Here is a 25,328-nt window from a genome sequence, read left to right on the forward strand (position 1 = left end):
TTCTAAATTTTAAATTTTCGAATAATGTAGTCTGCAAATTCTGATGGATTATTGATATCGAAATTATCGTATCCCGAAAATTTCCTGTCACTTATAATTGCGTATTTGTTCACATCACTACACACTAAATCATCCGTAAGAGTACATTCGTATTTTATGAAATCGGAATCTTTCATCCCTTCGATAATTATCAAATCAACATCGTCCAATAATTGTATCAATTCATAAATATTTTTACTCCTACCATCTAATTTAAAGTATTTATCGTTAAAAATCAAGGTCTGACAAGCTCCGTACTCCTTGTAGAAAAAAGTGTCCGTATCTTTGAAATCAAGCTCAAAATCGTGACCGTCGTGCTTTATTACAGAACAAGTTTTGTCTCTATTTTTCAATTCTCCAACAAGCTTTTTAATAAAAGTAGTCTTGCCGCTATTTTTCTTGCCACAAATACAAATCAAAGGCGTTGTGTTTTGTTTCAAATCTTCTGGATAATTAATATTAACAAATTCATTCTCAAAAATTGTGTATTTTAAATTTACAAATTTCGCATCGATTTTCTTAACCAAATTCATCACACGATAATCTCCAATTTGTAGCATTCCTTCTATAACAGGAATAATTTTTTTCGAAAAAATCCCACAAGTTGGATAACATCTCTCGTCTGTTTCAAAAATTACAGCTTCATCTGAAAAACTTGCGATAGATGCTGCAAAATCCACCAAATCAGGTTTCACATTAATCATATCGCAAGAAGTTACAAATACATATTCATTTGTAGAATTTTTTAAAATCTCCAAAATTCCACTCAAAGGTCCCGCGTCAACATAAGTATCCTTCACAGTTTTTATTGGAGAATAATCAGCCGTATTAGATGAAACAATAACTTCAAAGTCCTTGAATCTATCAATCAATTCTTCGATAAAAGTGTGACCATAAAAGTTCAAATCGAATTTGTCTTGACCCATTCTCACACTTTTTCCACCGGCCAATATTCCTACAGAAACTCTCATATTTCACCCAAATAAATATAATCTACGCTTGAATTCACATCCAAGCTTTCGTTTTGTTTTTGAAGCAAAAGCGCATTGCAATTAGTCAAATCTTGTAGCATAGAATTCTTGTGTTTATCAAAAATCGTAATCTCAGAATCTTTTACAAAACATCTGACATATCGTTGAAGCTTCGATGGTTTCATCGACCCTTCTACAACTTTTCCTTCTTCAAATTGTTTTACATTTAATCCATAATATTTATTGTACAAATCCCAAAATAAAACTTCGAAATTACAAAAAGCCGCAAACGGACTTCCCGAACAAGACAACACAATTGTGTCACCTACTTTTGATGCCATCACAGGTGTTCCTGGTTTCATGGCAATTCTGTGAAACAAAACTTCTCCAATTTGTTTCATGCATGATTCCATTAAATCTTTGTCCCCAACACTCACTCCACCAGTTGTTATCACAACATCTGATTTTTGTGTCAGATTTTTTACTTCACGTATGATTGATTGTTCATCATCCATGCAGTTTTTTTGTTCGACAACTTCTACTCCTGAATTTTTTAAAATAGATTTTAATGTAAAAGTAGTTGAACTGTAGATTTTACCTGGTTTGTAATCATCCCCAGGATACAACAATTCAGATCCTGTCGATAATAGCGCTACTTTTAATTTTCTGTAAACCTTAACTTTTGCATATCCATTTGATGCCAAAATCGACAAATGAACCGAAGAAATCCTCGTGTTTTTAGGAATTAACAAATCCCCTTCAGACACATCTTCGCCTTCTTTTATATAGTAATCAAAAGGCTCGTAAGTTTTTTTGATTTCAATAAAACCATCCACTACTTCGCAGTCTTCTTGTTTTACAATTGCATCGTAACCTTTTGGTACAAATGCACCTGTCATAATTCTCACGCAAGTATTTTCTTCGTAATCAAAATCATTGCAATCTCCAGCAAAATTCGTCCCGATAATTTTCTTCTTCGATAATTTGTCAGAATCTTTGCTGCTTACAGCGTATCCATCCATTGCACTTTTGGGATAAGGAGGATTGTTGAACTTCGCCAGCACATCCTCCGCCAAAACTCTGTTATAAGCATCGTCAATGTCAATTTCTTCAATGTCAGATGCTTTTTTTATATTTTCTTTAAGTATTTCCTTCGCTTTTTCTACTTGTAATAACATTTACTAAACCTTATTCGCTTTTTAATTTTGTGTTGATATTTCTCATTGTTGGAATCAAAATTCCACCCAAAATATTACCCAAAGTAATAACTATAAGTGCAATAATTGTTTGTGAATTCCACATTCTTGCCATTTGAATATAAAACATATCTGCGATACAGTGTTCAAATCCGCATAGGATAAATACCATAATACTCATTACAATTCCCAAATATTTTCCAACTTCATGAGGATTGTTTAGATATTGATCCACTGCGTGAACAACCATAATGTTGCAGAAAATTCCCAAAACAAACAAGCTAATTAAGCTATCATCTGCTTTTACTTGAACTAATTTTGTGGATTTTTCGATAATACCAGGAGCAACTCTTGTAAGACGAACCAATTCCGCTACAATAATACTACCAACTAAGTTTCCAACCCACACCATCAAACACCATGGCAAATAAGTTTTCACATCATTATTGAACAAATATCCAACTTTTCCTGTAAACAAGTTGTACTTCAAAGTGCACACTGCAAAAAGTCCCAAGCTGAACATAAATGCTCCGACAATTTTATTGTTTAGGCTCAAAAATACGACTCCACCCATAGCAATAAAAGCCCCTGCCATAATGGCATACAAAAAATCCGCTAATTTTTTCATTACAAATCCTTCTTTCTAAAATCTCTATAAATATTTAAACGACTTTGTTTGCAAAAGCCGATTACAGACAAATTGTATTTTTCAGCTAATTCCAATGAAACATCCGTTGGTGCGCTTCTGGAAACTATAACAGAAATTCCTGAATTGATACATTTTTGAACAATTGATGAAGGAATTCTTCCCGATGTAAATGCGATTAAATCAGATAATTTTTCGCCCTTTAATACAGCCGTACCCACAGCCTTGTCAAAAGCGTTGTATCTTCCAATATCGTCACATTGGCAAATTATCTCTTCGCCTTTTGCCAAAACAACAGAATGCACATTGCCAGTTTCTTTGAATAATTTCGATCCAGATAAATTAAAATTAGAAATCTTCAAAAGTGTTTCTTCATTCCAATCAATTGGAATTACTTTTTCATCTCTATTTGTAAAATTATAAGGAACATTTTTGTAATCTCCACTTTCAGTAGTCACATGACTTGGAGTGTTATCGATATCTTTCAACTCGACATTACAAATATTTCCATCAATATGTATATCAATATTTTGTATATCTTCTGGCCTTACAATATTTTCTGTTATAAGATATCCCGTCACAAGTTCTTGTAAATCCTTTTCAATACACAAAAGTTTTACGATAGGTTTGGAATTAATATTGATATCCAACAAAAATTCTCTCAAAATAACATCTTCTACTTCTTCTATAACTCCATCGTTATATTTCTTAACCATTACATGTTTTTCAAAATTCATATTTTCTCCTTTATTTAATTATATCAAACAACTTTAGCCGATACAAATACTTAACACCATTATCTATTTTTTTGTGAGCAAAATTTCTCACAAAAAAATCGGCGAATATTCACCGATTCAATCAATCATTATTATGTCGTTGTTCCGCTTCTTTTTTGCTGTAAACACATCCGCAATAATCTTGCCTATACAAATCAAATTCCTTCGATAATTCAATTGATCTCTTGTAGCCATTTTTCTTTTTGAAATCGGAATGTAAGAATTTGGTTTTGTGAGTTTTTTCCAATTTTTCTCCAATTTCATTAATCCATTGACTGTTTTTGTGAGGGCTAACTGATAAAGTCGTCGTTACAAAATCAAAACCCATCTCATCTGCAATGTCAAATGTTCTGTCGATTCTCAAATCGTAACACTCGTAGCAGCGCCTTGATTTCTCGCCAAGATCCTTGTATGGCTCTACTCTTTTATAAAATTCATCTGGATCGTACTTGTCAACAATTATATCTATCGGATATTTTGCTTTTGTATTTTCGATTACTTTTTTCTGCTCCACAACTCTCTTGTCGAACTCAGATTGCGGAGAAATATTTGGATTGTAAAACAAAATTGTTATCTTAAAATACTGAGACAAATATTCCAAAACATAACTTGAGCAAGGTCCACAACAACTGTGAAGAAGAAGTGTTTCTCCTCCGTTTAGATTTTCAATTGTTTTATCCAATATTTTTTGGTAATTCTCCATAAAAATCAACTATCCTTCTTTGATCGGAAATCACAAAATCCGCTCCCGATTCTACTAGCTCTTCTCTTTCTCTAAAACCCCACTCAACACCAACGCTTGTTACTTTCGCATTTTTGCACGTTTCAATGTCTGTGTTTGTATCTCCAAAATATACAATCTCTTCTTTTTTAATATCCAAATCTTCCACAATTTTTTCGAGCAAATACGGATTTGGCTTTCTTTTAGTTTCATCTTCCAATGCAGACACATAATCAAAATAGCCTTGTGGAAATAAATTATTCAAAATTTTTTCTGCTGCAGGAAGAGTTTTGTTCGTGCACACGCAAACAAGCGCGCCCATTTCTTTTAACTTATCCAAGCTTTCTCTTATATGTGGATACAACTGTGTTTTCTTGTCGTCATATCCATTGTAATATTCAATGTAACTCTCGTAAATTTCGTTAAATTGCGAATGAATTTTTGCTTCATCCAAACTATCTCGTTGTATCAAATAATTCAAAGATTTTTCCACCAAAATTTTAGGTCCATCTCCAAGAAAATAATTGAATTTTTCTTTTTCTACAGGTTTGAGTCCAAATTTTTGCGTAGTATGGTTGAAACAATTATTAATCATTTCTATTGAATCTATCAACGTTCCATCCAAATCAAATACAAAAACTCTCTTCATTAAATCACCTTCGATTCATACATTGCAATGGAGCAAGCTATTGGCAAATTTAAAGAATCCACATCTTTTGATTGATTGATGAAAATTTTGTTTTCATTGTAGTATTCTTTTGGAAGCCCTGCCCCTTCATTTCCAAACGCCAAGCTAAATGGCTCATCAAACTTCACATCACCAAGTTCATTTGAGCTTTCATCTAACAAAAATGAATAAATTTTATTGTCTGGGAAATTTTTCTTGTAATCTTCTAAATTATCAAACTTTTGAATATTTAATTTGAAAAAAGCCCCCATGCTCGCACGGACAACTTTTGGATTGTAAACATCACACGTATTTGAAATCAACGCCAAATCCTTGTAACCAAAAGCAAGCATACTTCTCATAATAGTGCCTAGATTTCCCATATTGTCTATTCCATCCAAAATTATGTGGTTTTTTTCTTGGAAATTGGATTTTTCTTTTCTGAAAACTCCAATCACGTATTCCTTATCCTTTAATGAAATTTTGTTGATTTGTTTACTTGAAATAGTGTACGGAATTTTCTTTTCTTTTAATATATTTATCAATTTTTCGGTGTCATTGAAATCCTCAGAAATTAAGACCTCCTCAACAATATCAGCCTTATTTTCAATAAGTTCATAAGTTGGAAAAGGTCCCATTGTATAAGAATATTCAAGATCTTTTTTGTATTTCGTGTATTTTTTCATTTATACTCCATTACTAAAAACCCACATTGCTTTGATTTGTGGTTTTAATCTATCGTATTTCCAAGTTTTTTGTGAATTGATAAAACTGTTTGGATCATTTAATATAATATTTCCATTTGAATCCATTCCCGAAATCACCATGACATGACCCGTTCGTGTAAAATCTCCAGGTCTTACAGAAATAAGAATCGGATTTCCTTTTTTTACATTTTCTTTTATAACATTATAATTTTCATCCATTTGCACAGCTTTTAATCCGTATTTTCGTGCAATGTAAGGGTAAAATCCCCAGCTTGTTCCCTCTGATGACGAAAATCCGTTACGATCACTTTCTTCTGCTATTTTTGCAGGAGTAATTGAAGGGTCGTTTTTCAAATACGACATCGCCATCGCACAGCTTGTAGGACCGCATCCTGTAAATCCAATAATTCCGTAGCCGTATTTTTCATATCCCCATCTCTTGTCCCATTGCAAATACAATGGCACATTCGATTTGTTTGCTTTTTCAGTATAAGAATACTCGTTTTTGACTGTTGGATCTATAGTTTTTGCTACGAAATTCACAGCAGTATAATTATTTCCTGCAAGTTTCAATAACGATGGATGAATATCATCAGCATTTTTCATAACTAGCTTTGCATTAGGATTGTATTTCGCGTAAATTTCCAAATTATGCAACAATTCATTCCTCTTAAAAGTATTCGAAAAAATATTTTCGTTTTTTCTAATTTCTTCAAAAACTTCTTCGTCGGTTTTTTCTTTTTTCACAGGTTTTTCTTCAGATTCCGATTGTTGTTGAGACGCCTTTTTCTCGTGAGCAATCTCAGCTTGTATTTTTTCTTCTGCATACTCTTGCCTGTCTTTTTTTACTTTTATGATTGAAAATAGAATTATCAGAAGAAAAACGCAAACAATAAGTCTCCTTTTAACCGCTCGTTTTCTTTTTTCTTCAAGAAATCTATCGTGATTATTGTGTATCAAATTTCCACCTCATTTATCTAATTATATCATAGGATTTGAAATTATTACAAAATTATGACAACTTTATAAAATTGTAACAATTAGTTGGGTATATATACATTGAGGTGATGATATGAGCAAATTTTACGATTCAATTTCAGATAATTACGAGGATATTTTCCAACCAAATGATAAACAAATAAATTTTTTAAAAGAATGTGCACATGGGAAAATCCTGGATGTAGCATGTGCTACTGGAAAAGTTGCAAAAAGACTTCAAGATGATGGATTTGATGTGATTGGAATTGATTTGGAAGAAAAATTCGTCGACAGAGCTATTAGAGAGAACAAAATAGATGCTAAATTGATGAATATGCTAGATATCGACAAATTAGAGGATGATTTTGGTTTGATTTATTGCATCGGAAATTCTCTTGTACACTTGGATTCTACAGAAAAAATCGACGAGTTTTTGAAAAAATGCTACGACAAGTTAGACCCAAACGGAAATCTTGTACTCCAAATCATAAACTTTTATCCATTTTTACAAGTTGATGACGATTATTTGGGATCTCTTCCAACTATCAAAAATGAAAAAGTCGAATTTGTACGAAAATATTTCAAAAATGGCGATTTCATACGATTTAACACAGTAATGACAGCAAATGGCCGATCAATTGAAAACGACGTTAATTTATTTCCAATAACATCAGACGAATTAGTAAAACTTGTAGAACAAAATGGTTTTAAGAATGTAAAAATCTACGGTGGATTTAACAAATCAGAATTTGACAAAGAAAATTCCAGACCATTGGTTTTAAGTGCCGAAAAATAATAATATTTTCTAGAAATGAAAAACCTCCCAAATGGGAGGTTCTTTAAAATTTTATGCTCTTTTTAATTGATCCGAATATTCCACGAGCGATGTCTCTTCCGATTTGTCTTGTAAAACTACCAAGCATCGAGTTGATGCTTTTAGTTGCGAAATCTTCTAGCTGAGATTTTTCTTGTTTAGTAGACTTCTTGGTTTGTTTTTCCGGCTCTTCTTTGATTTGATTTTGCAATTTGTTTTGCAATATTTCATAGGCAGATTCCCTGTCAATTGATTGAGAATACTTTTGATTCAAATCAGAGTTTTTCACGATATAATCCACATCAGATTGAGAAAGTGGTGTAAATGATGAGTGTGGCGGAAGAACAAGCCCTTTTTTCGTAATACTTGGTGCTCCTTTTTCGTCCAAGAATGAAATCAACGCTTCACCAGTTCTTAAATTTACAATTTCATCTTTTACATTCATATCGGCGTTTGCTCTGAAAGTTTCAGAAACTTTTTGCACAGCTTTCAATTCTTTTGGAGAAAATGCCCTCAATTGATGTACAATTCTATTTCCAAGTTGTGAAGAAATCGAATCTGGAATGTCGAGTGGATTTTGCGAGATGAAGAATATTCCCACACCTTTTGAACGAATAAGTCTTACAACTTGTTCGATTTTATCCATTATCATCTTGTTTGCATTGTCAAATAACAAATGTGCTTCATCAAAGAAAAATACTAATTTTGGAATTTCTGGATTGCCCACTTCTGGTAGCGATTCGAAAAGTTCTGACAACAGCCACAACAAAAACATAGAATACAAGTTTTTGTCGTTGATAAGTTTTGCCGCAGAAATTATATTCACAAATCCACGTCCATCAGAATCTGTCTTCATCAAATCTTTTATATCCAAACTTGGTTCCCCCAAGAATTTATCAGCACCCATATCCTCAATGTACAATAATTTTCTCATAATTGCACTGATACTTTGGGTAGTTATATTTCCGTATTTTTTCGAATAAACATCCTTGTTATCGGACAAATGATTAAGCATTGAACGCAAATCTTTAATATCTAAAAGCAAAAGTCCTTCTTCATCAGAAACCCTGAATGCAATATTCAAAATTCCAGCTTGTGTATCGTTCAAATCCAAAATTTGTGACAATAAAATCGGACCCATTTCAGAAACTGAAACTCTCAATGGAAGACCAGCTTCTCCGTAAACATCCCACAAATTCACAGGATAGTTTTTGAAATTAAAATCTGTAATATTCATTTCATCAAGTCTGGATTTCAAGTTGTCGTTCATTTCGCCGACAGATGCCAAGTTTGACAAGTCTCCCTTAACATCTGACAAAATAGTTGGCACTCCCAAATCGGAAAAATATTCGCACAAAACTTTTAATGTAACAGTTTTTCCGCTTCCTGTTGCTCCAACAATGAGCCCATGTTGGTTCACTTTATTTGAAAGAAGTTCGATATCCTCGTTTCCTCTTGCAATCAATAATTTTTCCACTATTTCCTCCGTATTTCTATTTCTCTTGTATAATTTGTTTCAAATCAATAAAATTAAACGTTGCTTTCTTGTAAAAAACTTTTGTTTTCTTATACTTGTTGTAGTTGTTGTACACTGTAACTGCACACACTGAAAGTGCGAACACCAACAATGTGTATTTCCCAAATATCAAATATAAAATCATTCCCATAATAACGTAAGATATCGGGCTGTAATCAAACGGCAAATCATAAAAAACACTGTAGAGTATTCTGTCAATACATATTACTACCAATAACAACCACACGTAAATCGCCAAATTGAGTGTATTTGATTCTAATAAATTAAGAAAGATTGCTGGAACAAAATACACTCCTGCTCCAATTATAGGTACAAATGAAAGTACCGTTATAAAAAACGATTTGACAAAAACATGGTCAACCTTCGCACATTTCAAAAATAGTACAGACGTCAATAAAACCAATATTATTTTCGAAACCTCGTAACTTTTCTCGTACAAAACTATTTTTTTTAAATTCTCTTTCATATTAATAACCCGGCTTTTCTAATAATTTAAACATTTGCTTCTTGTATTCTTCAACTCCTGGTTGATTAAAAGGATTCACTCCCAAAACAAGCGCTGAAATCGCAACACTCATCTCGAAAAAATAAATCATATATCCTAGATTTTCTTCATTAATCGTATCGATTTTGACGACAATACTTTCAACATTTGACGACAAATGCGCATTAAGTGTTCCTTGCATAGCCATCTTGTTCACATAATCCACTGATTTTCCGCTCAAATAATTCAAATTATCCAAATTATCATCATCAGATTTTATAAACAAATCTTTTTGTGGATTTTCAACAGAAATCACAGTCTCGAACACATTTTTTTGTCCGTCTTGAATCATTTGACCAACAGAATGAAGATCTGTCGTGAAATTACAAATCATCGGGAATAAACCCTTGTTGTTTTTACCTTCAGATTCTGCAAATAATTGCTTGAACCATTCGGAAAAATATTTCAATCTCATCTCGTAATTGACAATTATCTCGATATCTTTTCCATTGCGATACATATTATTTCTAAATGAAACGTATTGCAAAGCAAAGTTTGATTCATAATCAAGTTTAGTAAACTCTTCCATTGCATCTGCTGCGCCTATCATTAATTTATCAATATCCAAACCTTTTACACAAAGTGGCAACAATCCAACAGAAGTCAACACAGAAAATCTTCCACCGATATCATCTGGCACTACAAAAGTTTCGTAACCATTGATATCAGACAATTCCTTCAATGCACCCTTATGTTTATCCGTTGTAGCAAAAATTCTGTCCTTTAATTCTTCTTTCGTGTATTTTTCTTCCATCAATTCTTTGATAAATCTAAAAGCGATTGCAGGCTCTGTAGTAGTTCCCGATTTGCTTATAACATTTACACAAAAATCCTTGTCTTTCAAATAATCCAAAAGCTCAGACAAATAAGTAGAAGACAATTGGAAACCAGCGTAAATAATTTCGATATCAGATTTTTCGAAATAACTGCTCATCGCATAATCAATCGCCTTAGCTCCAAGATAACTTCCGCCGATTCCTATAACTACTAGACAATCAGACGTTTCTCTTATTTTCTTCGCACATTTTTTAATTCTCTCAAATTCTTCGCGGTCGTAATTTTTTGGCAAATCAATCCATCCTGTGAATTCCTTGCCTTCACAGGTTTTATTTAAAAGCTTTTCCAAAGCATTTACGGATTCTGTTTTTAAAGTGTCTACAGAATTATGACTTGTCGTATTTGAAAAATCTAGCTTAAACATATTTCCTCCTATAGAACCTTCAAGCTCACTAAAACAATATCATCATCTTGCTCCAAAAATCTAAAAGAATTCACCTCGCTTAGCACGTATTCGATTCTTTTATCTGGAACCTTCATTAAATCTCTTTTCAGTCTTTCTTCGCCGTAAAATTCGTTTCCAAATCCTCTAGTTTCAGTTATACCGTCAGTGTACATGATTAATTCATCGCCACTGGATAGCAATATATCTCTTTGAGTAAAGCCAATTCCTTCAAACATTGGAGAAATAGGATGACCCGTAACCTTTAACTCTTCTAATTTCTCATTTGAAATCAAAAATGGAATCCCATTGTGACCAGCATTTGCATACGAGAATATTTTTAGTTTTCTATCGTATAATCCGTAAAAAATCGTAAAATACTTATCTACAGATAAATTAAGTTCGGTAAATGTTGTGTTTAAATCCTTCAACACTCTTTTTGGCCTAGAATCTGTAATTCTACTTACCAAATACCTCATTGTCTGTCTAATAAACATCGTAAGAATTGATGCCGCAATACCATGGCCCACAACATCAGCAATATAAATTCCTACAAATCTTTCATCAATGTCGATGCAATCAATGATATCTCCAGACAAATCCCTAGATGAAATATATCTGTAATCCAAATCCAACCCAACATGCTCGCCCTTACTAGGCAAAGTTTTGTTTTGAATGTGTTTTGCAAAGATTATTTCATCCTTAATGTCCTTGTTCGCATTAATCAAATCAATCTGAGTTTTGACCTCTTTTGAAATATCTCTGAAAACCTCGACAGTGCTTACAACCTCTCCATCTTTATTTCTAACTGGAGAAGAAGTTATGGAATAGTCCACACCATTTATTTTTCTTTTTTCTTTTATAGTGCTGTTCAAACGGTATTTTCTATCTGCCAAACATTTTGGAAAATCTTCACTGTAATCCAAGTAGCAGTTCACGCCTATAGGATTGATAGGCATTGAATTTATCATACTCTTATTAGCAAATATTATAACCCCATCTTTATCTATTACTCTGACTAAATCCTTCATCGAATTTAGAACTTGATAATCAGATCCTTTGAAATCACTAACACCTTCTCTTGATTTCTTCTCCAAGGAAATCTCCTCCTATTTAGGTCTTGGACCAAAATATTGATACAAATAACACTTCATATTTCCGTTGTACATCTTTCTATTTTTAGATGCTTTTTTGCCGTAAAATTTCTCAAAATCTTCGCAATCTGTGATTATATATTGGGAAGCCGTCTTGAATTTTGCCATTTTTATTCCCAAATCCTTGTAAATCTTCTCAGCTTCTTGTCTCTCGCCAAGCCTTTTTCCGTAAGGTGGGTTAGATATTAAAACGAAGTAATTATCATTTAACACAACATTTCTGAAATCTCTCGTTACAAATCTAATATCTTCTCTGACTCCTGCATTTTCCGCATTTGCAATCGCCTTTTCAATCGCAGATCCATCCACATCACTTGCAAAAATATCAATCTTTTTGTCGTAATCAATGCTCTCCAAAGCTTTGGTACGCTCTTGTTTGTAGGCATTGTTAAATTTATCATTAAAATTAATAAAATCGAATTTTCTGTCAATCCCTGGCGCAATATTTCTGAATTTTCTCGCAGCTTCTATCGCAAAAGTTCCACTACCACAGAACAAATCCACAAGAGGTCTGTCACTGTTTGCAAATGACAAATCGATAATTCCTGCCGCCAAGTTTTCTCTTATAGGTGCAAGAACTGACTCTTCCCTGTAGCCTCTTTTGTGAAGTCCGTCTCCCGAAGTATCCAAAGTTATCGAACAAATATCTTTTACTAGACTAACTTCAATTCTGAATCTTCCCTTTGATTTAGAGAACCAATCCACCTTGTATTTCTTCTGAAGAGATTTGATAATCGCCTTTTCTGTAATCGATTGACAATCTTTAATAGAAAATAATTTTGATTTGTAACTTCTACCCTCTACAATAAAATTGGAATCCGCTTCTAAAATTTCTAACCAATTAATTTTTTCCACACCTTTAAAAAGTTGTTCAAATGATACAGCCTTAAAATTACCCAATTCGATTAGAACTCTATCTGCACATCTCAAATTTATATTTAATTTGGCGATATCTTTTTCATCGCCTTCAAGTATTATTCTTCCGTCGTTTACATTCAAATTTTCATAGCCCATATCCAAAAGTTGTCTTTTAACTAAACTCTCCAAACCGAATGCACAAGTCACTATTATTTTCAAAATTATTCTCCTCCATATTACTTTCTATTTTATCATATTTTCAATGTTTTTTTCTGTTTATTATGATATTTAACTGCAATTTTACAATAAAAAAACTGCAATGATTTTTCATTGCAGTCAATTTGTAATTTAATCTACAGTAATATTTCCACTAACTGTTGCAGCACTAATTTCTACATCATCATTCGTGAATGATTGGTCGTGAGATTTACTGATTTTTTTGGAGCTATCCTTGTAGTAACTGTCGATTTTGATTTCTCCACTGACAGTTCTAAGTTCAATTGAACCTTTCTTTTCTTTTATGTTGATATTAATATCGCTCGATACGCCCCTTACATTCAAGTCTTTATTTTCATCCACGTCGATTTTGATATCTCCACTTACTGTGTTCACTGTAATTTTAGGATTTTCAGAAACTATCTTCACATCACCACTTACAGTATTAACGTAGATTTCTTTTTTGCATTTGAAAACTTGAACATCTCCACTTGCTGTGTTGACATTTACATTGTTTGATTGTGTAGTAATATCAACATCGCCGCTTGAAGTGTTGCAAGTAACATCGTTACTAATAACATCTACATGTACATCTCCACTTGCTGTTGCGATATTCAAACCCAAATCACTGTCTTGTGGAATTTTAATAGAAATTGATTTGATGAAACTTTTTTGGAAGAATTTTTCCATTTTAACTTTTCCAAGCTTCAACACGTGATTCATGTAATCAACATCTAACTTTTGTGATTCATCAGTTGTAGTGTAAGTTACGATTATTTTGTCCAATTCATGAGTTGACACATCGATGTCTGCATTTGATTTAACTTCTATTCTGTGGAAATCATTGTCGAATTCCAATGTTTGTTGAGACAAATCGTAGTCTTTGTCTTTTGATTGATCGAAAATTTTAGAATTGAAGAAATCACCAATGCTATCCAAGTTAAACATACCAAAGAAGTTATTTTCTCTGATAATTCCAGCTTCTTTACATTCGTTGAAAATTTCTCTTGGATTACCTAATTCAGTTGAAATCTCTTCTTCAGTCTTTCCGTTTTCAACTCCGATTCTAAAATGTTCTTCGTAGTCATTTTTGATTTCCTTGTAAGTAGTTTCATCTACATTTCTAAAATAGTAATCTAAAAGTTCCATAAATTGTTCTTTATTCATTTAAAAACCCTCCTCTAACAAGGCCTTGACACTTTCAACCAATTTCTTGTAGTCTTCAAGTTGTGAGTGCAAATATTTTTTTCCTTCATCTGTTATTTTATAGTATTTCCTAGATGGACCCGATTCTGATTGCTCAGTGTAATCTTCCAAGTATTTGTCGTTTTTCAATCTTCTAAGCATAGGATAAATTGTTCCCTCGCTCATTGGTATCTTATCTTTTATCTGATCTATAATTTCGTATCCGTAGCTGTCATGTTTAGATATAACCGATAAGACACATAATTCTAAAATCCCTTTTTTTAATTGTGTGTTCATATCTTACCTCCTGATTACATTATAATACATGGTAGTATATATTGCAAGGTATTGTGCAAAGTTTTTTACTACAGAAATTTTAATTGCTCAAAAGTCGTGTCGCTCAGGTTTGCCGCTGTAATTCCTAAAAGCCTCACAGACTTTTCAATCTTCGTATTAACGACAAGATACTTCACAATCCTGAAAATATCACTGGAATCATTAATGTATTCTTCAAGAGTCATAGATTTTGTAATCACCGAAAAATCATTGAGTTTTATTTTGATTCTAATAGTTTTTGCTTTAATATTTTTCTTATGAAGATCATCACTTAATTCTTCGCTGAACTCACTAGCCTTATTTAATAACTCATTGTAATTTTTCAAATCACGTTCAAAAGTATACTCTACTCCGATAGATTTTCTAATTCGCGATAAATCCAACTGCCTTTCATCAATTCCGCGAATTCTATCGTAAATCACCTCTCCAAACTTGCCAAACAATTCTCTCAAATTATTTCTGGATAAGTCATACAAATCGCTTACTTTTTTAATTCCTATTTTATTTAATTTTTCTTCAGATTTTCTGCCAATTCCTTGAATCTTACCAACCTTTAAATCCAACAAAATATTTGGAATATCATCTTGTGTGATGATTTTGATTCCATGAGGCTTGTTCCAATCTGAAGCAAGCTTTGCAAGGCTCATGTTGTAGCTAATTCCAATTGAAATAGACAGCCCTGTTTTTATCCTCACATTTTCTTGGATTAAGTTTGCCAATTCTAATCTATCCATTTTAATATGAGAAATATCCATGCAACCTTCATCTATGCTCATTTTTTGAATCTTATTAGAAAAACTAGACAAAACTTTGAAAACTTTCTCGCTATTTCTTCTGTATTTCTCGAAATCAGGAGTAACTATAACAAGGTTTGGAACAATTTTTTTCGCTTGAAATATCGGCATCGCAGAATGTAGCCCGTATTTTCTTGCTTCGTAATTTGCAGTAGTAATAATCCCTCTCTGACTTCTGCCACCGACAACCATTGGGACGTGCTTTAATTTTGGATTATCGAGAATTTCACAAGACGCAAAGAAAGCATCCAAATCAAAATGTAAAAAATTTAAATCCATAACACACCCCTTTCTACTAAAAAAGCCCTCATTATTGAGAGCTTAATCGTTAATTTCTAAGTTGTTTGATGATATCCATGCATCATAAGATTTTAGTGAATCTGCACTTTTAATAATCGCATGACACCATACTCTTTGTCCTGAATCAGGCTTTGCTTCATAAATGTAAACTTCACTTCCCATAGGAATTGAAGAAATCATTTCTGATTTATTGCTTGGTTCTTCGTAAATTTTGGCATTATCTGTAGTTACCAAATAAGTTTTACCTACAAGACGTATACACAAGTCAATAAGTCTTCTGTTATCATCTGTTTCATAACTGTCATCTTTGTTAGATTGATTCTTTGAGTTTTCTTTTTCTTTCTTTAATTCTTCAGATGATTCGCTGGCTAGTTTTTCAGCTTTTTCTCTAGCTTCTTTTTCTTTTTTCTCGGACAATGCACGTTGTTTTTCTTCTTCTTGCTTCTTTTCATTGTATTGATTCTTTGCTTTTTTTACTTCTTTTATTTTATCAATTACAAGTGTTTCATGTGGCATAACTCGTGCATATGAGTTTAACATGTTCAAGCTTGCATCAAAGTTGTCATCTTCAGCAAATGAATCGCTAGCAATTATCACCGCTTGAGTGCTTTCTTGCAATCTTTGTTGTGCTTTTTGATAGTTGACATTGTCTTTGTTACTTACTTTCAAAAAACTTTTTGCTGCATCGATATACTTCATTTCTTTCAAATAATTTACACCATAATCGTAATTATTCTTGGAGGATAGTAGCTCCACAGCTTCACGTTTCTTATCAATATAAGAACCATCGTTTGTTCTATCGTATAATTCGCTGTAATAGTCAACTGCTTTTTGGTAATTACCATCTACTATACATTGGTGAGCCAATTTATCTAATTTTTCTGCCTTTGATGAATTAAAAATATTTAATCCCACAAAAGCTCCAACAAATATCAATACAGTTAACAAAACTACAGCAATAATATTTTTTCGCTTCATTCATTACACCTCTCTAATATTCTAATGAATAACAGAGAATAAGTCAATAAACGAAAACGTTATATTTTACCTATTTTTACATATTTTTAACAAAAAAAGTGGAGTGTAAATTTACACCCCACTAATTCTAAAATCTATTATTCTTTTAGAGGTTCTTCTGCTGTAAGTTCGATTTGATTCCATTTAAAGTCATCTTTGTTAAGATCTTGTACGTATCTGAAATCAAATTTCTTAACTCTCTTGTTGATTGGAGATAAAGCTTCTCTGTAAAGTGTTGGAATCAATGGTACACTGTCTTCCATTACTTTAGCGAAATCTTTGTAAGCTTGTGCTCTATCTTCATCAGATGTTTTACCATCAGAAATCTTATCCAATGCTTTTTGCATTTCTGGATTAGTGTATCTGTAGTAGTTGAATGATGCTTTCTTACTGAATAATCCTGATGGATCAGGGTTAGTTCCTGTTCCCCATGCACCTTGGAATACGTCGATTTCTGGATCGTCGTTTTTAAGTTTGTCATAGAATGCGTTGAATTCGATTAGTCTTCCGCCTGTTAATTCAACTTTCAATCCTACTTGTTCCCAACATTGGATGTAGTATTTTGCTAATGGTTCAGCGATATCTCCACCTGCCATTGAAGCAAATTTGATTACAAGTGGTTTACCATTTTTGTCTTCTCTGAATCCATCGTTGTTAACGTCTTTGTATCCAGCTTCATCTAACAATTTTTTAGCTTTTTCTGGATCGTAGTTGTATCCTTTAAGCTCAGTATTGAAGTAATCCTTGAAGATTGGAATTATAACCGATGTTGCTTGTGATCTGTATCCTAAATAGAATTTTTCACCAACAGCATTGTTGTCAACTGCATAACCCATAGCTTTACGTAAGTTAACATCTGCCATCTTAGCGTTAGGATCTACAACAACTTCGCCTTTAGCTTTGTCCCATTTACCTAATTTAAATCCTAAGTAAGTGTAAGCCATATCTTGGAATCTTGCTACTTTGTATCCTTTTAATTCTGATATTTCTTTGAATGTATCTGAAGGTGCTCCACCTGCGATATAGTCGTATTTACCAGCTTTTAATGAAGCTAAGATTTGTGAACTTGGAACTCTTTCCATTACAACTTTATCGATTTTTGGTTTTCCACCCCAGAAGTGTTCGTTAGCTGAAAATTCAACTGATTGTCCAGGAACTACATTTGAAATGTAGAAAGGTCCTGCTGATTTAGGGTTCTTTCTAACTGGGTCAGAAGAGATTACATCTTTTACTGGTATATCTTTTAATTGATCGTAGCTATTTGGTTCAGCCCAGATTCCAGCGCCCCATTTGATTGCTGGTTTCCATTCTTTAAATTGGATTTGAACTGTTTTGTTGTCGATTTCTTTAACACCAGAGATGTCTTTTGTTTTTCCTGCGTGATAATCTTCCATACCAACGATATTAATCATATCATCATCATAACGTACACCAGGATAATCCTTGTGACCAATGATTAGGTAGTTGATTATAATGTCTTTTGCAGTAACTGGTTTTCCATCATTCCATTTGAATGAGTCTGAAAGTTTAATAGTAGCAGTTTTTGCTTTTTCATCCCATTCGAATTTTTCAGCTCCAGAATCTCTCAATTCCAAGCTTTCTCCAGCGTTTGCTGCTGTATACATTGTAGGTCCAATGATATTCCAGTCGTAGTTGTCATCGTATAATGCGTTGTTGAATATACCTTTAAATGGTGAGTCTGTAGGAATACCTACTCTAAATGTACCACCTTTAATTGGTGTGCCTTCGTTTTCAACAACAACACCGCCGCCCATTTTTTCTCCGACTATGTTGCCCTTGTTTTCTTCATTGGCTTTCTTTCCAGTACTAGATTCTTGTTTAGAACCTGAGTCTGAAGATTTTCCACTATCTTTCTTTGCATTTCCACATCCAGTAAGTACGAATGCTAATACTAAAAAGATAGCTAATAATGATTTGAATTTCTTTTTCATTATTTTCACCCTTATCCTTTCCTTTGTTTTGCATCGGAAGCTCTTCTTAATGCTTGACCGATGTAATTTATACACAACATCATTACCAATATCAATAATGATGCGGGTAACCATACATATAATTTGTCTTGAATAACTTCTGGTTTTCTGGCTAATGATACCAATGTTCCAAGTGATGGATCTGATGGTGGAAGCCCGAAACCTAGAAAGCTTAGTCCAGTTTCAATACCGATGTTACCGGCGAAACTTAATGTCATATCTACTATTAATATTGAAGAAATATTTGGTAATATTCCTGTAAACATCGTCTTCAAATCGCTAGTTCCCATTGTCTTCGATGCATTTACATAGTCTTTTTTACTTTCAGCAAGAGCTTTTGATCTTACAAGCCTTGCCATTCCTGTCCAGTAGAACACTGTAAATATCATTACAAATGTAAACATCGAATATTTTGGTACTATTGTTACGAAAACTATGATAATCATCATCGTTGGAAGAATTTGGATGAAGTCTATAATTCTCATTATAATATTGTCCAACCATCCGCCGTAATAGCCTATCAACAATCCTACAACTATGCCTATAGCAGATGTAAGTACTGTTACGGCAATTCCTATTACAATTGAGTTTCTAGCTCCGATTATCAATTGTCCGAACAAATCTCTACCACCTTGGTCTGTTCCTAAAATATGTCCAGCTTCTCCTGGTGGTGCGTATGAATTCATAATATCTACCATCATTACTTGTTTTTTATCAAGCAACATTGCTCCAACAAATATTCCTATCCACAAAACCGCTAATACTACTAAAGATATTATGGCTAATTTGTCTTTTTTGAATTCATTGACAATTACTTTAAAACCAGTTGGATTATCATGTGCAAGGTCTTTATATTCTTCAAGCTTTTCTTCTGTTACTTTTACTTCTTTCATAAAAACCTCCTATTCTATCCTTATTCTTGGATCCACTATACTCATGATAATATCACTTAATAATGAACCACAAAGTGTCAAGAATCCATATATCATAACAAGTGCTGTCATAACCGAGTAGTCTCTTTGGTTGATACAGTCAACGAATAGTGAACCCATTCCTTGGTAACCGAAAATTGTTTCAATCATGATAGAACCTGCTAATAATCCTGTGATTTGGAATCCGAAGAATGCAGCTATTGGTAAAAGTGAGTTTCTAAAAATGTGTTTGCTGTAAACTTTTTTGATAGGAACCCCTTTTGCTCTTGCAGTTCTTACGTAGTCTTGGCTTTTTGCATCTACAACTTCATTTCTTAAATATTGGATAGTTCCAATAGTTGTAAGTAATGCATAAGATATTGCTGGAAGTAGCATATGATAGATTCTGCTTAATACTGCTGCCATGCCGCCTTTTGCTGAGGCTTCAAGGCTTATGATTCCACTTGTTGGGAACCATCCAAGCTTATATCCGAAAATCAATAACATTATCAAGTAGAATACGAAGCCCGGGGTTGCTAGTGCCAAGAAGTTATACAAGTTAACTCCTTGATCGAACAGCGATCCGTCATACCTACCTGCATTTATTCCCAATGGAATTGCAATTGCATACATTATTAATAATGAGAACAATGATAAGAAGAATGTGTTCTTGGCTCTTGAACCTATAACGTCTTTTACAGGTAGTTTTTGAGTATATGAATCACCAAAATCTCCTTTTACTGCATTTCCAACCCATCTTTTATATTTTACATACCATGGATCGTAAAATCCTGATTTTATCTTAAGTTCTTCTTCAACCTTTGAGTTACCAGTGCTTGGTGTGATTTTTCCTGTGAAAGGGTCACCTGGCATCTTTTGAGCTACAAAGAATATAAATAAACTTAATACTATCAATTGAGGAATCATTATTAAAAATCGTCTTATTATTGTTTTAGTCATATTATATTTCCCCCTTTCTAGCCGCTACATAATGAGAATCTTTGTACTTCTCTAAATCGTACACTGATCCGTTTTCATCGTAGTAGACATTCTTTTGTTCATCAAATTTCTTTTCAATAGCTTGTCTAGTATCTCTAAGTTCTTTTCTTATACTTGGATCAATTTGTGGAATGGCTGCGATAAGTCGTTTCGTATAAATGTGTTGTGGATCAGAGTACAACTCATCACGATTTCCAGTTTCTACAAATTTCCCATTGTGCATGATGTAGATATAATCACACATGTGTCTTACAACTCCCAAATCGTGAGAAATGAAAATGTAACTTAGATTAAACTCTTGTTGAATTAATTTCATGTAGTTTAATACTTGTGCTTGAACTGATAAGTCAAGTGCACTTACAGGCTCATCTGCAACAATTAATCTTGGGTTACATGCAACAGCTCTTGCAACACCAATTCTTTGTCTTTGACCGCCTGAGAATTCAAATGGATATTTGTAAATTGCACTTTCATTAAGTCCAACTATATCTAACAATTTAAACACCTTTTCTTTTTCTTCTTTTGGTGTTAATCTTTCAAAATTTCTGATAGGTTCAGCAATTATATCCAATATTCTTTTTTTAGGATCAAGTGAACTCATTGAGTCTTGGAAAATCATTTGAACGTCTTGGTTGTAGTTAATCTTTTTTCTGTAAGATCTACTTGTAACATCTTTTCCTTCGTACAAAATCTGTCCATCTGTAATCTTTTCAAGTCCAACAATAGCCTTTCCTATAGTTGACTTTCCTGAACCAGATTCTCCTATCAATCCATAAGTTTTTCCTTCTTCAATATCCATATCCACGCCGTCAACAGCTTTGATATAGTCTTGAACCGTATTAAAAAATCCACCACGAATTGGATAATGAACTTTCAAATTTTTAACTTCTAAAAATCCCATATTTTCCTCCTATTCGTCTTTAAAATGGAAATTCTTCCAGCAAGTACAACGAACCAAATGTCCATTGCCAACATCGTGTAGTACTGGATTTTCTTCGTGTTCATGATCATCTATCCAAGGAATACGAGGTGCAAATCTGCATCCTTTTCTTGGTAAATTTTTTAATGAAGGAACCATACCTTCAATAACATGTAACTGATCAGAATCAGTATCTGCTTGTGGAATGGAATTTAATAAACTTCTCGTATATGGATGAAGTGGGTTATTGAACAACTCATCTACTGGTGCAATCTCAACGATTTGACCAGCATACATTACGCAAACTCTGTCAGCGGTCTGTGCTACAACTCCTAAATCGTGGGTTATCAAGATAATCCCTGAATTCATTTGATTTTGTAATTCTTTTAGTAAATCTAGAATTTGTGCTTGAATTGTAACATCAAGTGCAGTAGTTGGCTCATCGGCTATCAAAACACGAGGTTTACAGCTTAAAGCAATTGCTATTATTACTCTTTGTCTCATACCTCCTGATAATTGATGAGGAAATTGTCTTGCTATAATTTCAGCATTTTCAATCCCTACTTTTTTTAGAAGGTCAATAGCCTTTTCTTGACGTTGTTTCTTATCCAAATCTGTATGATAAAACAAAGCTTCTTCAATTTGTTCGCCAATTCTCATTAATGGGTTAAGCGATGCCAATGGATCTTGGAATATCATACCAATTTCTCCACCTCTCAAATCATTGAATTGAGCTTCTGTATAATTTAAAATATTTTCGCCGTTATATATAACTTCACCGCTAATTTGAGTGTAATTCATATTATGTAGACCCATAATAGTAGTAGCAAGTGTAGATTTACCGCATCCGGATTCACCAACCATCGCCAATACTTCGTTTTCGTATAATTCAAACGAAACATCGTCGACAGCATCGTAATAATCGTCTTTTATTCTAAAAGCTGTATGCATATTATTAACTTCCAATATTTTTTTATTAGCAGACATCTTATTCTCCTTTCAGTTTATTTTGCGTATGATTTATGTATGATTAATAAATAATACTTTACCTAATTATAGTGAGATAAAACGAATTTGTCAATTATTATTTATTTTATGATTTAAAATTTCAGTATAAAATTTGCGTTTATTATGTTTTTATGGATTATATTACAGTTTTTCCTCAGAAATACAAATTTTATGATTTTGTTTTCCTGTCTATTTTCTGCGATTAATTGTTTTTCTTGAAATTTTTTCAAAATTATTTTTATTCATCTACGATTTTTTTAATTTTAAAGAGCTTTTTTCGAATTTTGTATAAAAATCACTTGACTTATATTCTTTATTGTGGTAAAGTAATAATAATCATGAGCCTATTTACAAATTTATTAAATTTGAAAATTTGTAACAAAAAGCTTGCTTTCGATATATCGAAATGGTAAAATATATTTACAGATTGAAAACTTTTTCATTTTCAATTAAATCTCCATTTCTTAATTTATTACAACATAAAAAAACAAGGTATGAATTTAATTCAACACCTTGTTTTTTTATTTTAGTCTATTTTTACTATATTAATGTCTTTAAGACAGTCGTCTATTTGGAATTTTTTCGGCAAATCTTTTGTCTTCAATGAAGCTTGTGCACATGCGTTTGCCATTTTAAAAGACTTTTCATAATCCGAAGTTCTGATAAATGTAGCGATAAATCCTGCGATTATTGAGTCGATAACAAAATCTCGTTTTTGGTTTGCTATTTCGTCTATTTCAAATACGTATGTGGAATCTTTTTGAAACAAATACACTTTATTCTCTACAAATGGAACTACGACAAATTTTGAATTCAAATTAGATATTTCATTTTTCCATTTAAGCAAATCAGATTCTGAATTTATTTTGGTTTTAAATAAATGTTCCAAGCATTTTACGCTGATATTTTCAAGAAGTGATCCTTCATCTGCAAATTTCTCCAGATAATACTCATCTATATCAAGTACAAATTGTGCTTTGTTGGCCTTGCAGATAGCAATCATTCTTTCGATTACAGTTTCTGTAATATTTCTTGGAAAAGCCGTCGACAAGAATACAGTATCTCCTTCTTTGACTCTGGATAAATAATATAATAGTTCCTGTAGTTCTTGATGAGAAATGCTTGGTCCTTTGGATTCAATTACGGTTTTCGTTGTTCCTGTGATTTTTATATTGATTCTGGTATTGTCATCTATTCTTACGAATTCAGATTTGATATCTTCTCTTCTAAGCCAATCTTCGACAAATTCTCCTGTAAATCCTCCTGCAAATCCAGTTGCAACTGTTGGAAGGCCAAGTTGTTTCAGAATTCTTGAAACATTGATTCCTTTTCCTGCTGGTAGCATCAAATCAAAATCAGATATATTGTTCTTGTCAAATTTAAAATCCGTAACCTCACTTACAAATTCAAGTGCAGGATTCATTGTAACTGTATATATCATTTAATCACCTACATTAATCCTGGAGCAAGTCCAAAAAATATTTTTTGAAGAAGTGTCATAACTACCATGAACATCACAAGTCTCGTTATGATAATTCCAGCTGCATTGAGGCCGTAAATTTTCCAGATATTTTTGTAATCAAATCTATCTATAAGAATAATCGTCGCAAATAATATCAATACTACTAATGAAATCAAATATATAAAAGCGTGCGCTCCCAAGAATGTGAACGTAAATACTGACGAACTAAATCCGACAAGACCCCCTGCTGTTAGTACCCCGAATAAACTGAATATTAAAGATTCTACGACAGAAAGTAGTACAGAAATATTCTTTTTCAAATTTTTGTCTATAGGTTGGTAAAGTTTAGTGTCAGCTAGTTTGAGTCCCAAACTATATGATAAAACTTTTTGTAACAAATCTAAAATCAATACTGAAGCCATAACCACGATAGCTTTTAATTTTTGAGTAAGTGTCCAGTGATTTGTAGAATTCATGTAAAAGAATAAAAGTGGCAACGCTGACAATACAACAACAGCTAATCTCATCGAGAATTTATAAGGTTGTACTCCACCCATCATTTTCTTCAAAATTTTCGTGAAAAACAGATTGATTTTGTCAAACACTTGTTTTGTTTTCAAATCAAAATTATCCATAAATTTGTCAACATCATCATCTTCTTCATCCTCGTATTTATGAATAGTAAACTCTTTATCCGATGTGAATCTTATCGACTCGTCCCTTTTGTTTTTTTCTTCGACATCATCGTAACCTTTCGTGATAAAAATCGTGTTTTCGTAATTTTCTTCGGGTTCTTTTGAATCCTCGTGATTGATTTTCTTCTCAACTTCTTCATCAGGATTGAACTTTCCATACTGAGATTTGTTTTTGTTAATCACTTGGAAGATATCTTCAATTCTTTTCGGTTTGCGTTCGGTTTTATTTTTATTGATGATTTCTTCGCACTTTTGTTGCTCATTAGATTTCTCGCTAGTTTTTATATTGAAAATATTCATTACATCATCTGAATATGAATAATCCTTCTCTGTAGACGTATTTTCTTTTTGTTGTGAAACTTCTGATTGACTTTTTTGTTGATTCAAATTTTCGCGATATTCCTTCAAATTAAATCCACAATTGTGACAGAAATTCACCGTATCTAACACTTTTTCATTGCAATTAGGACAACGCATTTACTCACCTCCGTAACCGTATTATATCACAATACATTATACTGAATTATAACTTTGCCAAATCTTAATATTTGGGCAATAAAAAACTGGGTTAATTATTCCCAGAATTTTAAAAGAGTAAGTACACATCATGCACGAATATCTAGACTACGAAAATTGTTGATTTCTGAATCTCAAAATCCTAAAATCGT

Annotated in this window: 25 protein-coding genes; 1 reads left to right on the forward strand and 24 read right to left on the reverse strand. The window is 32.8% G+C overall.

Annotation, left to right across the window (positions count from 1 at the left end):
• Positions 1 to 2 precede the first annotated feature (2 nt).
• From mobB to ACU68Y_RS04155, 8 genes are all read right to left on the reverse strand, one after another.
• Positions 3 to 1,010, reverse strand: coding sequence for a molybdopterin-guanine dinucleotide biosynthesis protein B (mobB, locus tag ACU68Y_RS04120; RefSeq protein ID WP_446755370.1), 1,008 nt, complete (start codon positions 1,008 to 1,010; stop codon positions 3 to 5).
• On the reverse strand, positions 1,007 to 2,188 hold the full coding sequence (locus tag ACU68Y_RS04125) for a molybdopterin molybdotransferase MoeA (RefSeq protein WP_446755371.1): 1,182 nt from the start codon (positions 2,186 to 2,188) through the stop codon (positions 1,007 to 1,009). Before ACU68Y_RS04125 ends, mobB begins: the two co-directional genes overlap by 4 nt.
• 10 nt (positions 2,189 to 2,198) lie before the next feature.
• Positions 2,199 to 2,834: a formate/nitrite transporter family protein gene (locus ACU68Y_RS04130; protein WP_446755372.1), complete on the reverse strand. Its 636-nt coding sequence runs from the start codon at positions 2,832 to 2,834 to the stop codon at positions 2,199 to 2,201.
• Positions 2,834 to 3,589 carry a formate dehydrogenase accessory sulfurtransferase FdhD gene (gene fdhD / locus ACU68Y_RS04135; RefSeq protein WP_446755373.1) on the reverse strand — a complete coding sequence of 252 codons (756 nt, stop codon included), beginning with the start codon at positions 3,587 to 3,589 and terminating at the stop codon, positions 2,834 to 2,836. Before fdhD ends, ACU68Y_RS04130 begins: the two co-directional genes overlap by 1 nt.
• Before the next feature lie 121 nt (positions 3,590 to 3,710).
• Positions 3,711 to 4,331 (reverse strand): epoxyqueuosine reductase QueH, encoded by a 621-nt coding sequence (locus tag ACU68Y_RS04140; protein WP_094229567.1) that lies wholly within the window; start codon positions 4,329 to 4,331, stop codon positions 3,711 to 3,713.
• Positions 4,303 to 4,998 (reverse strand): HAD family hydrolase, encoded by a 696-nt coding sequence (locus tag ACU68Y_RS04145; RefSeq protein WP_004166960.1) that lies wholly within the window; start codon positions 4,996 to 4,998, stop codon positions 4,303 to 4,305. The genes ACU68Y_RS04140 and ACU68Y_RS04145 overlap by 29 nt, the downstream gene beginning before the upstream one ends.
• Positions 4,998 to 5,702 (reverse strand): TrmH family RNA methyltransferase, encoded by a 705-nt coding sequence (locus ACU68Y_RS04150; RefSeq protein WP_446755374.1) that lies wholly within the window; start codon positions 5,700 to 5,702, stop codon positions 4,998 to 5,000. The genes ACU68Y_RS04145 and ACU68Y_RS04150 overlap by 1 nt, the downstream gene beginning before the upstream one ends.
• Positions 5,703 to 6,683: a C39 family peptidase gene (locus ACU68Y_RS04155; protein ID WP_446755375.1), complete on the reverse strand. Its 981-nt coding sequence runs from the start codon at positions 6,681 to 6,683 to the stop codon at positions 5,703 to 5,705.
• Between the two features lie 112 nt (positions 6,684 to 6,795).
• On the opposite strand from ACU68Y_RS04155, the gene ACU68Y_RS04160 reads away from it, so the two are divergent.
• Positions 6,796 to 7,497 (forward strand): class I SAM-dependent methyltransferase, encoded by a 702-nt coding sequence (locus ACU68Y_RS04160; RefSeq protein WP_446755376.1) that lies wholly within the window; start codon positions 6,796 to 6,798, stop codon positions 7,495 to 7,497.
• A gap of 43 nt (positions 7,498 to 7,540) precedes the next feature.
• Here the strand turns inward: ACU68Y_RS04160 and ACU68Y_RS04165 are convergent, their stop codons facing one another.
• From ACU68Y_RS04165 to ACU68Y_RS04240, 16 genes are all read right to left on the reverse strand, one after another.
• On the reverse strand, positions 7,541 to 8,992 hold the full coding sequence (locus ACU68Y_RS04165) for a helicase HerA-like domain-containing protein (RefSeq protein ID WP_446755377.1): 1,452 nt from the start codon (positions 8,990 to 8,992) through the stop codon (positions 7,541 to 7,543).
• A 16-nt stretch (positions 8,993 to 9,008) separates the two neighbouring features.
• Positions 9,009 to 9,518: a hypothetical protein gene (locus ACU68Y_RS04170; protein WP_002841210.1), complete on the reverse strand. Its 510-nt coding sequence runs from the start codon at positions 9,516 to 9,518 to the stop codon at positions 9,009 to 9,011.
• A 1-nt stretch (position 9,519) separates the two neighbouring features.
• On the reverse strand, positions 9,520 to 10,797 hold the full coding sequence (locus ACU68Y_RS04175) for a glucose-6-phosphate isomerase (protein WP_446755378.1): 1,278 nt from the start codon (positions 10,795 to 10,797) through the stop codon (positions 9,520 to 9,522).
• A gap of 8 nt (positions 10,798 to 10,805) precedes the next feature.
• Positions 10,806 to 11,912, reverse strand: a complete 1,107-nt coding sequence (locus ACU68Y_RS04180) for a PP2C family protein-serine/threonine phosphatase (RefSeq protein ID WP_002839783.1) — start codon at positions 11,910 to 11,912, stop codon at positions 10,806 to 10,808.
• Positions 11,913 to 11,924: 12 nt separating this feature from the next.
• Positions 11,925 to 13,046, reverse strand: coding sequence for a THUMP domain-containing class I SAM-dependent RNA methyltransferase (locus ACU68Y_RS04185; RefSeq protein WP_446755379.1), 1,122 nt, complete (start codon positions 13,044 to 13,046; stop codon positions 11,925 to 11,927).
• Between the two features lie 129 nt (positions 13,047 to 13,175).
• A complete protein-coding gene (locus ACU68Y_RS04190; RefSeq protein ID WP_012290293.1) occupies positions 13,176 to 14,210 on the reverse strand; it encodes a DUF4097 family beta strand repeat-containing protein in 1,035 nt (344 codons plus the stop codon).
• Positions 14,211 to 14,525: a PadR family transcriptional regulator gene (locus ACU68Y_RS04195; protein WP_002839718.1), complete on the reverse strand. Its 315-nt coding sequence runs from the start codon at positions 14,523 to 14,525 to the stop codon at positions 14,211 to 14,213.
• A gap of 68 nt (positions 14,526 to 14,593) precedes the next feature.
• The gene (locus ACU68Y_RS04200; protein WP_446755380.1) at positions 14,594 to 15,637 is read right to left on the reverse strand and encodes a DNA polymerase IV; all 1,044 of its coding nucleotides are present in this window, start codon (positions 15,635 to 15,637) and stop codon (positions 14,594 to 14,596) included.
• A gap of 42 nt (positions 15,638 to 15,679) precedes the next feature.
• Positions 15,680 to 16,636, reverse strand: a complete 957-nt coding sequence (locus ACU68Y_RS04205; RefSeq protein WP_446755381.1) for an SH3 domain-containing protein — start codon at positions 16,634 to 16,636, stop codon at positions 15,680 to 15,682.
• 137 nt (positions 16,637 to 16,773) lie between these two features.
• Positions 16,774 to 18,627 (reverse strand): oligopeptide ABC transporter substrate-binding protein, encoded by a 1,854-nt coding sequence (locus ACU68Y_RS04210; protein WP_446755382.1) that lies wholly within the window; start codon positions 18,625 to 18,627, stop codon positions 16,774 to 16,776.
• Between the two features lie 11 nt (positions 18,628 to 18,638).
• Positions 18,639 to 19,559: an ABC transporter permease gene (locus ACU68Y_RS04215; protein WP_002841409.1), complete on the reverse strand. Its 921-nt coding sequence runs from the start codon at positions 19,557 to 19,559 to the stop codon at positions 18,639 to 18,641.
• A gap of 9 nt (positions 19,560 to 19,568) precedes the next feature.
• Complete coding sequence (locus ACU68Y_RS04220; RefSeq protein ID WP_154273318.1) at positions 19,569 to 20,537, reverse strand: ABC transporter permease; 969 nt, start codon at positions 20,535 to 20,537, stop codon at positions 19,569 to 19,571.
• A 1-nt stretch (position 20,538) separates the two neighbouring features.
• Positions 20,539 to 21,477, reverse strand: a complete 939-nt coding sequence (locus ACU68Y_RS04225) for an ATP-binding cassette domain-containing protein (protein ID WP_002839841.1) — start codon at positions 21,475 to 21,477, stop codon at positions 20,539 to 20,541.
• Positions 21,478 to 21,486: 9 nt separating this feature from the next.
• Positions 21,487 to 22,482, reverse strand: coding sequence for an ABC transporter ATP-binding protein (locus tag ACU68Y_RS04230; RefSeq protein ID WP_304151857.1), 996 nt, complete (start codon positions 22,480 to 22,482; stop codon positions 21,487 to 21,489).
• A gap of 547 nt (positions 22,483 to 23,029) precedes the next feature.
• Positions 23,030 to 23,944, reverse strand: a complete 915-nt coding sequence (locus ACU68Y_RS04235) for a 1-phosphofructokinase family hexose kinase (RefSeq protein WP_446755383.1) — start codon at positions 23,942 to 23,944, stop codon at positions 23,030 to 23,032.
• Positions 23,945 to 23,952: 8 nt separating this feature from the next.
• Positions 23,953 to 25,137: a zinc ribbon domain-containing protein gene (locus ACU68Y_RS04240; protein ID WP_446755384.1), complete on the reverse strand. Its 1,185-nt coding sequence runs from the start codon at positions 25,135 to 25,137 to the stop codon at positions 23,953 to 23,955.
• Positions 25,138 to 25,328 lie beyond the last annotated feature (191 nt).

Source organism: Finegoldia sp. P1-F-LS (assembly GCF_052932205.1).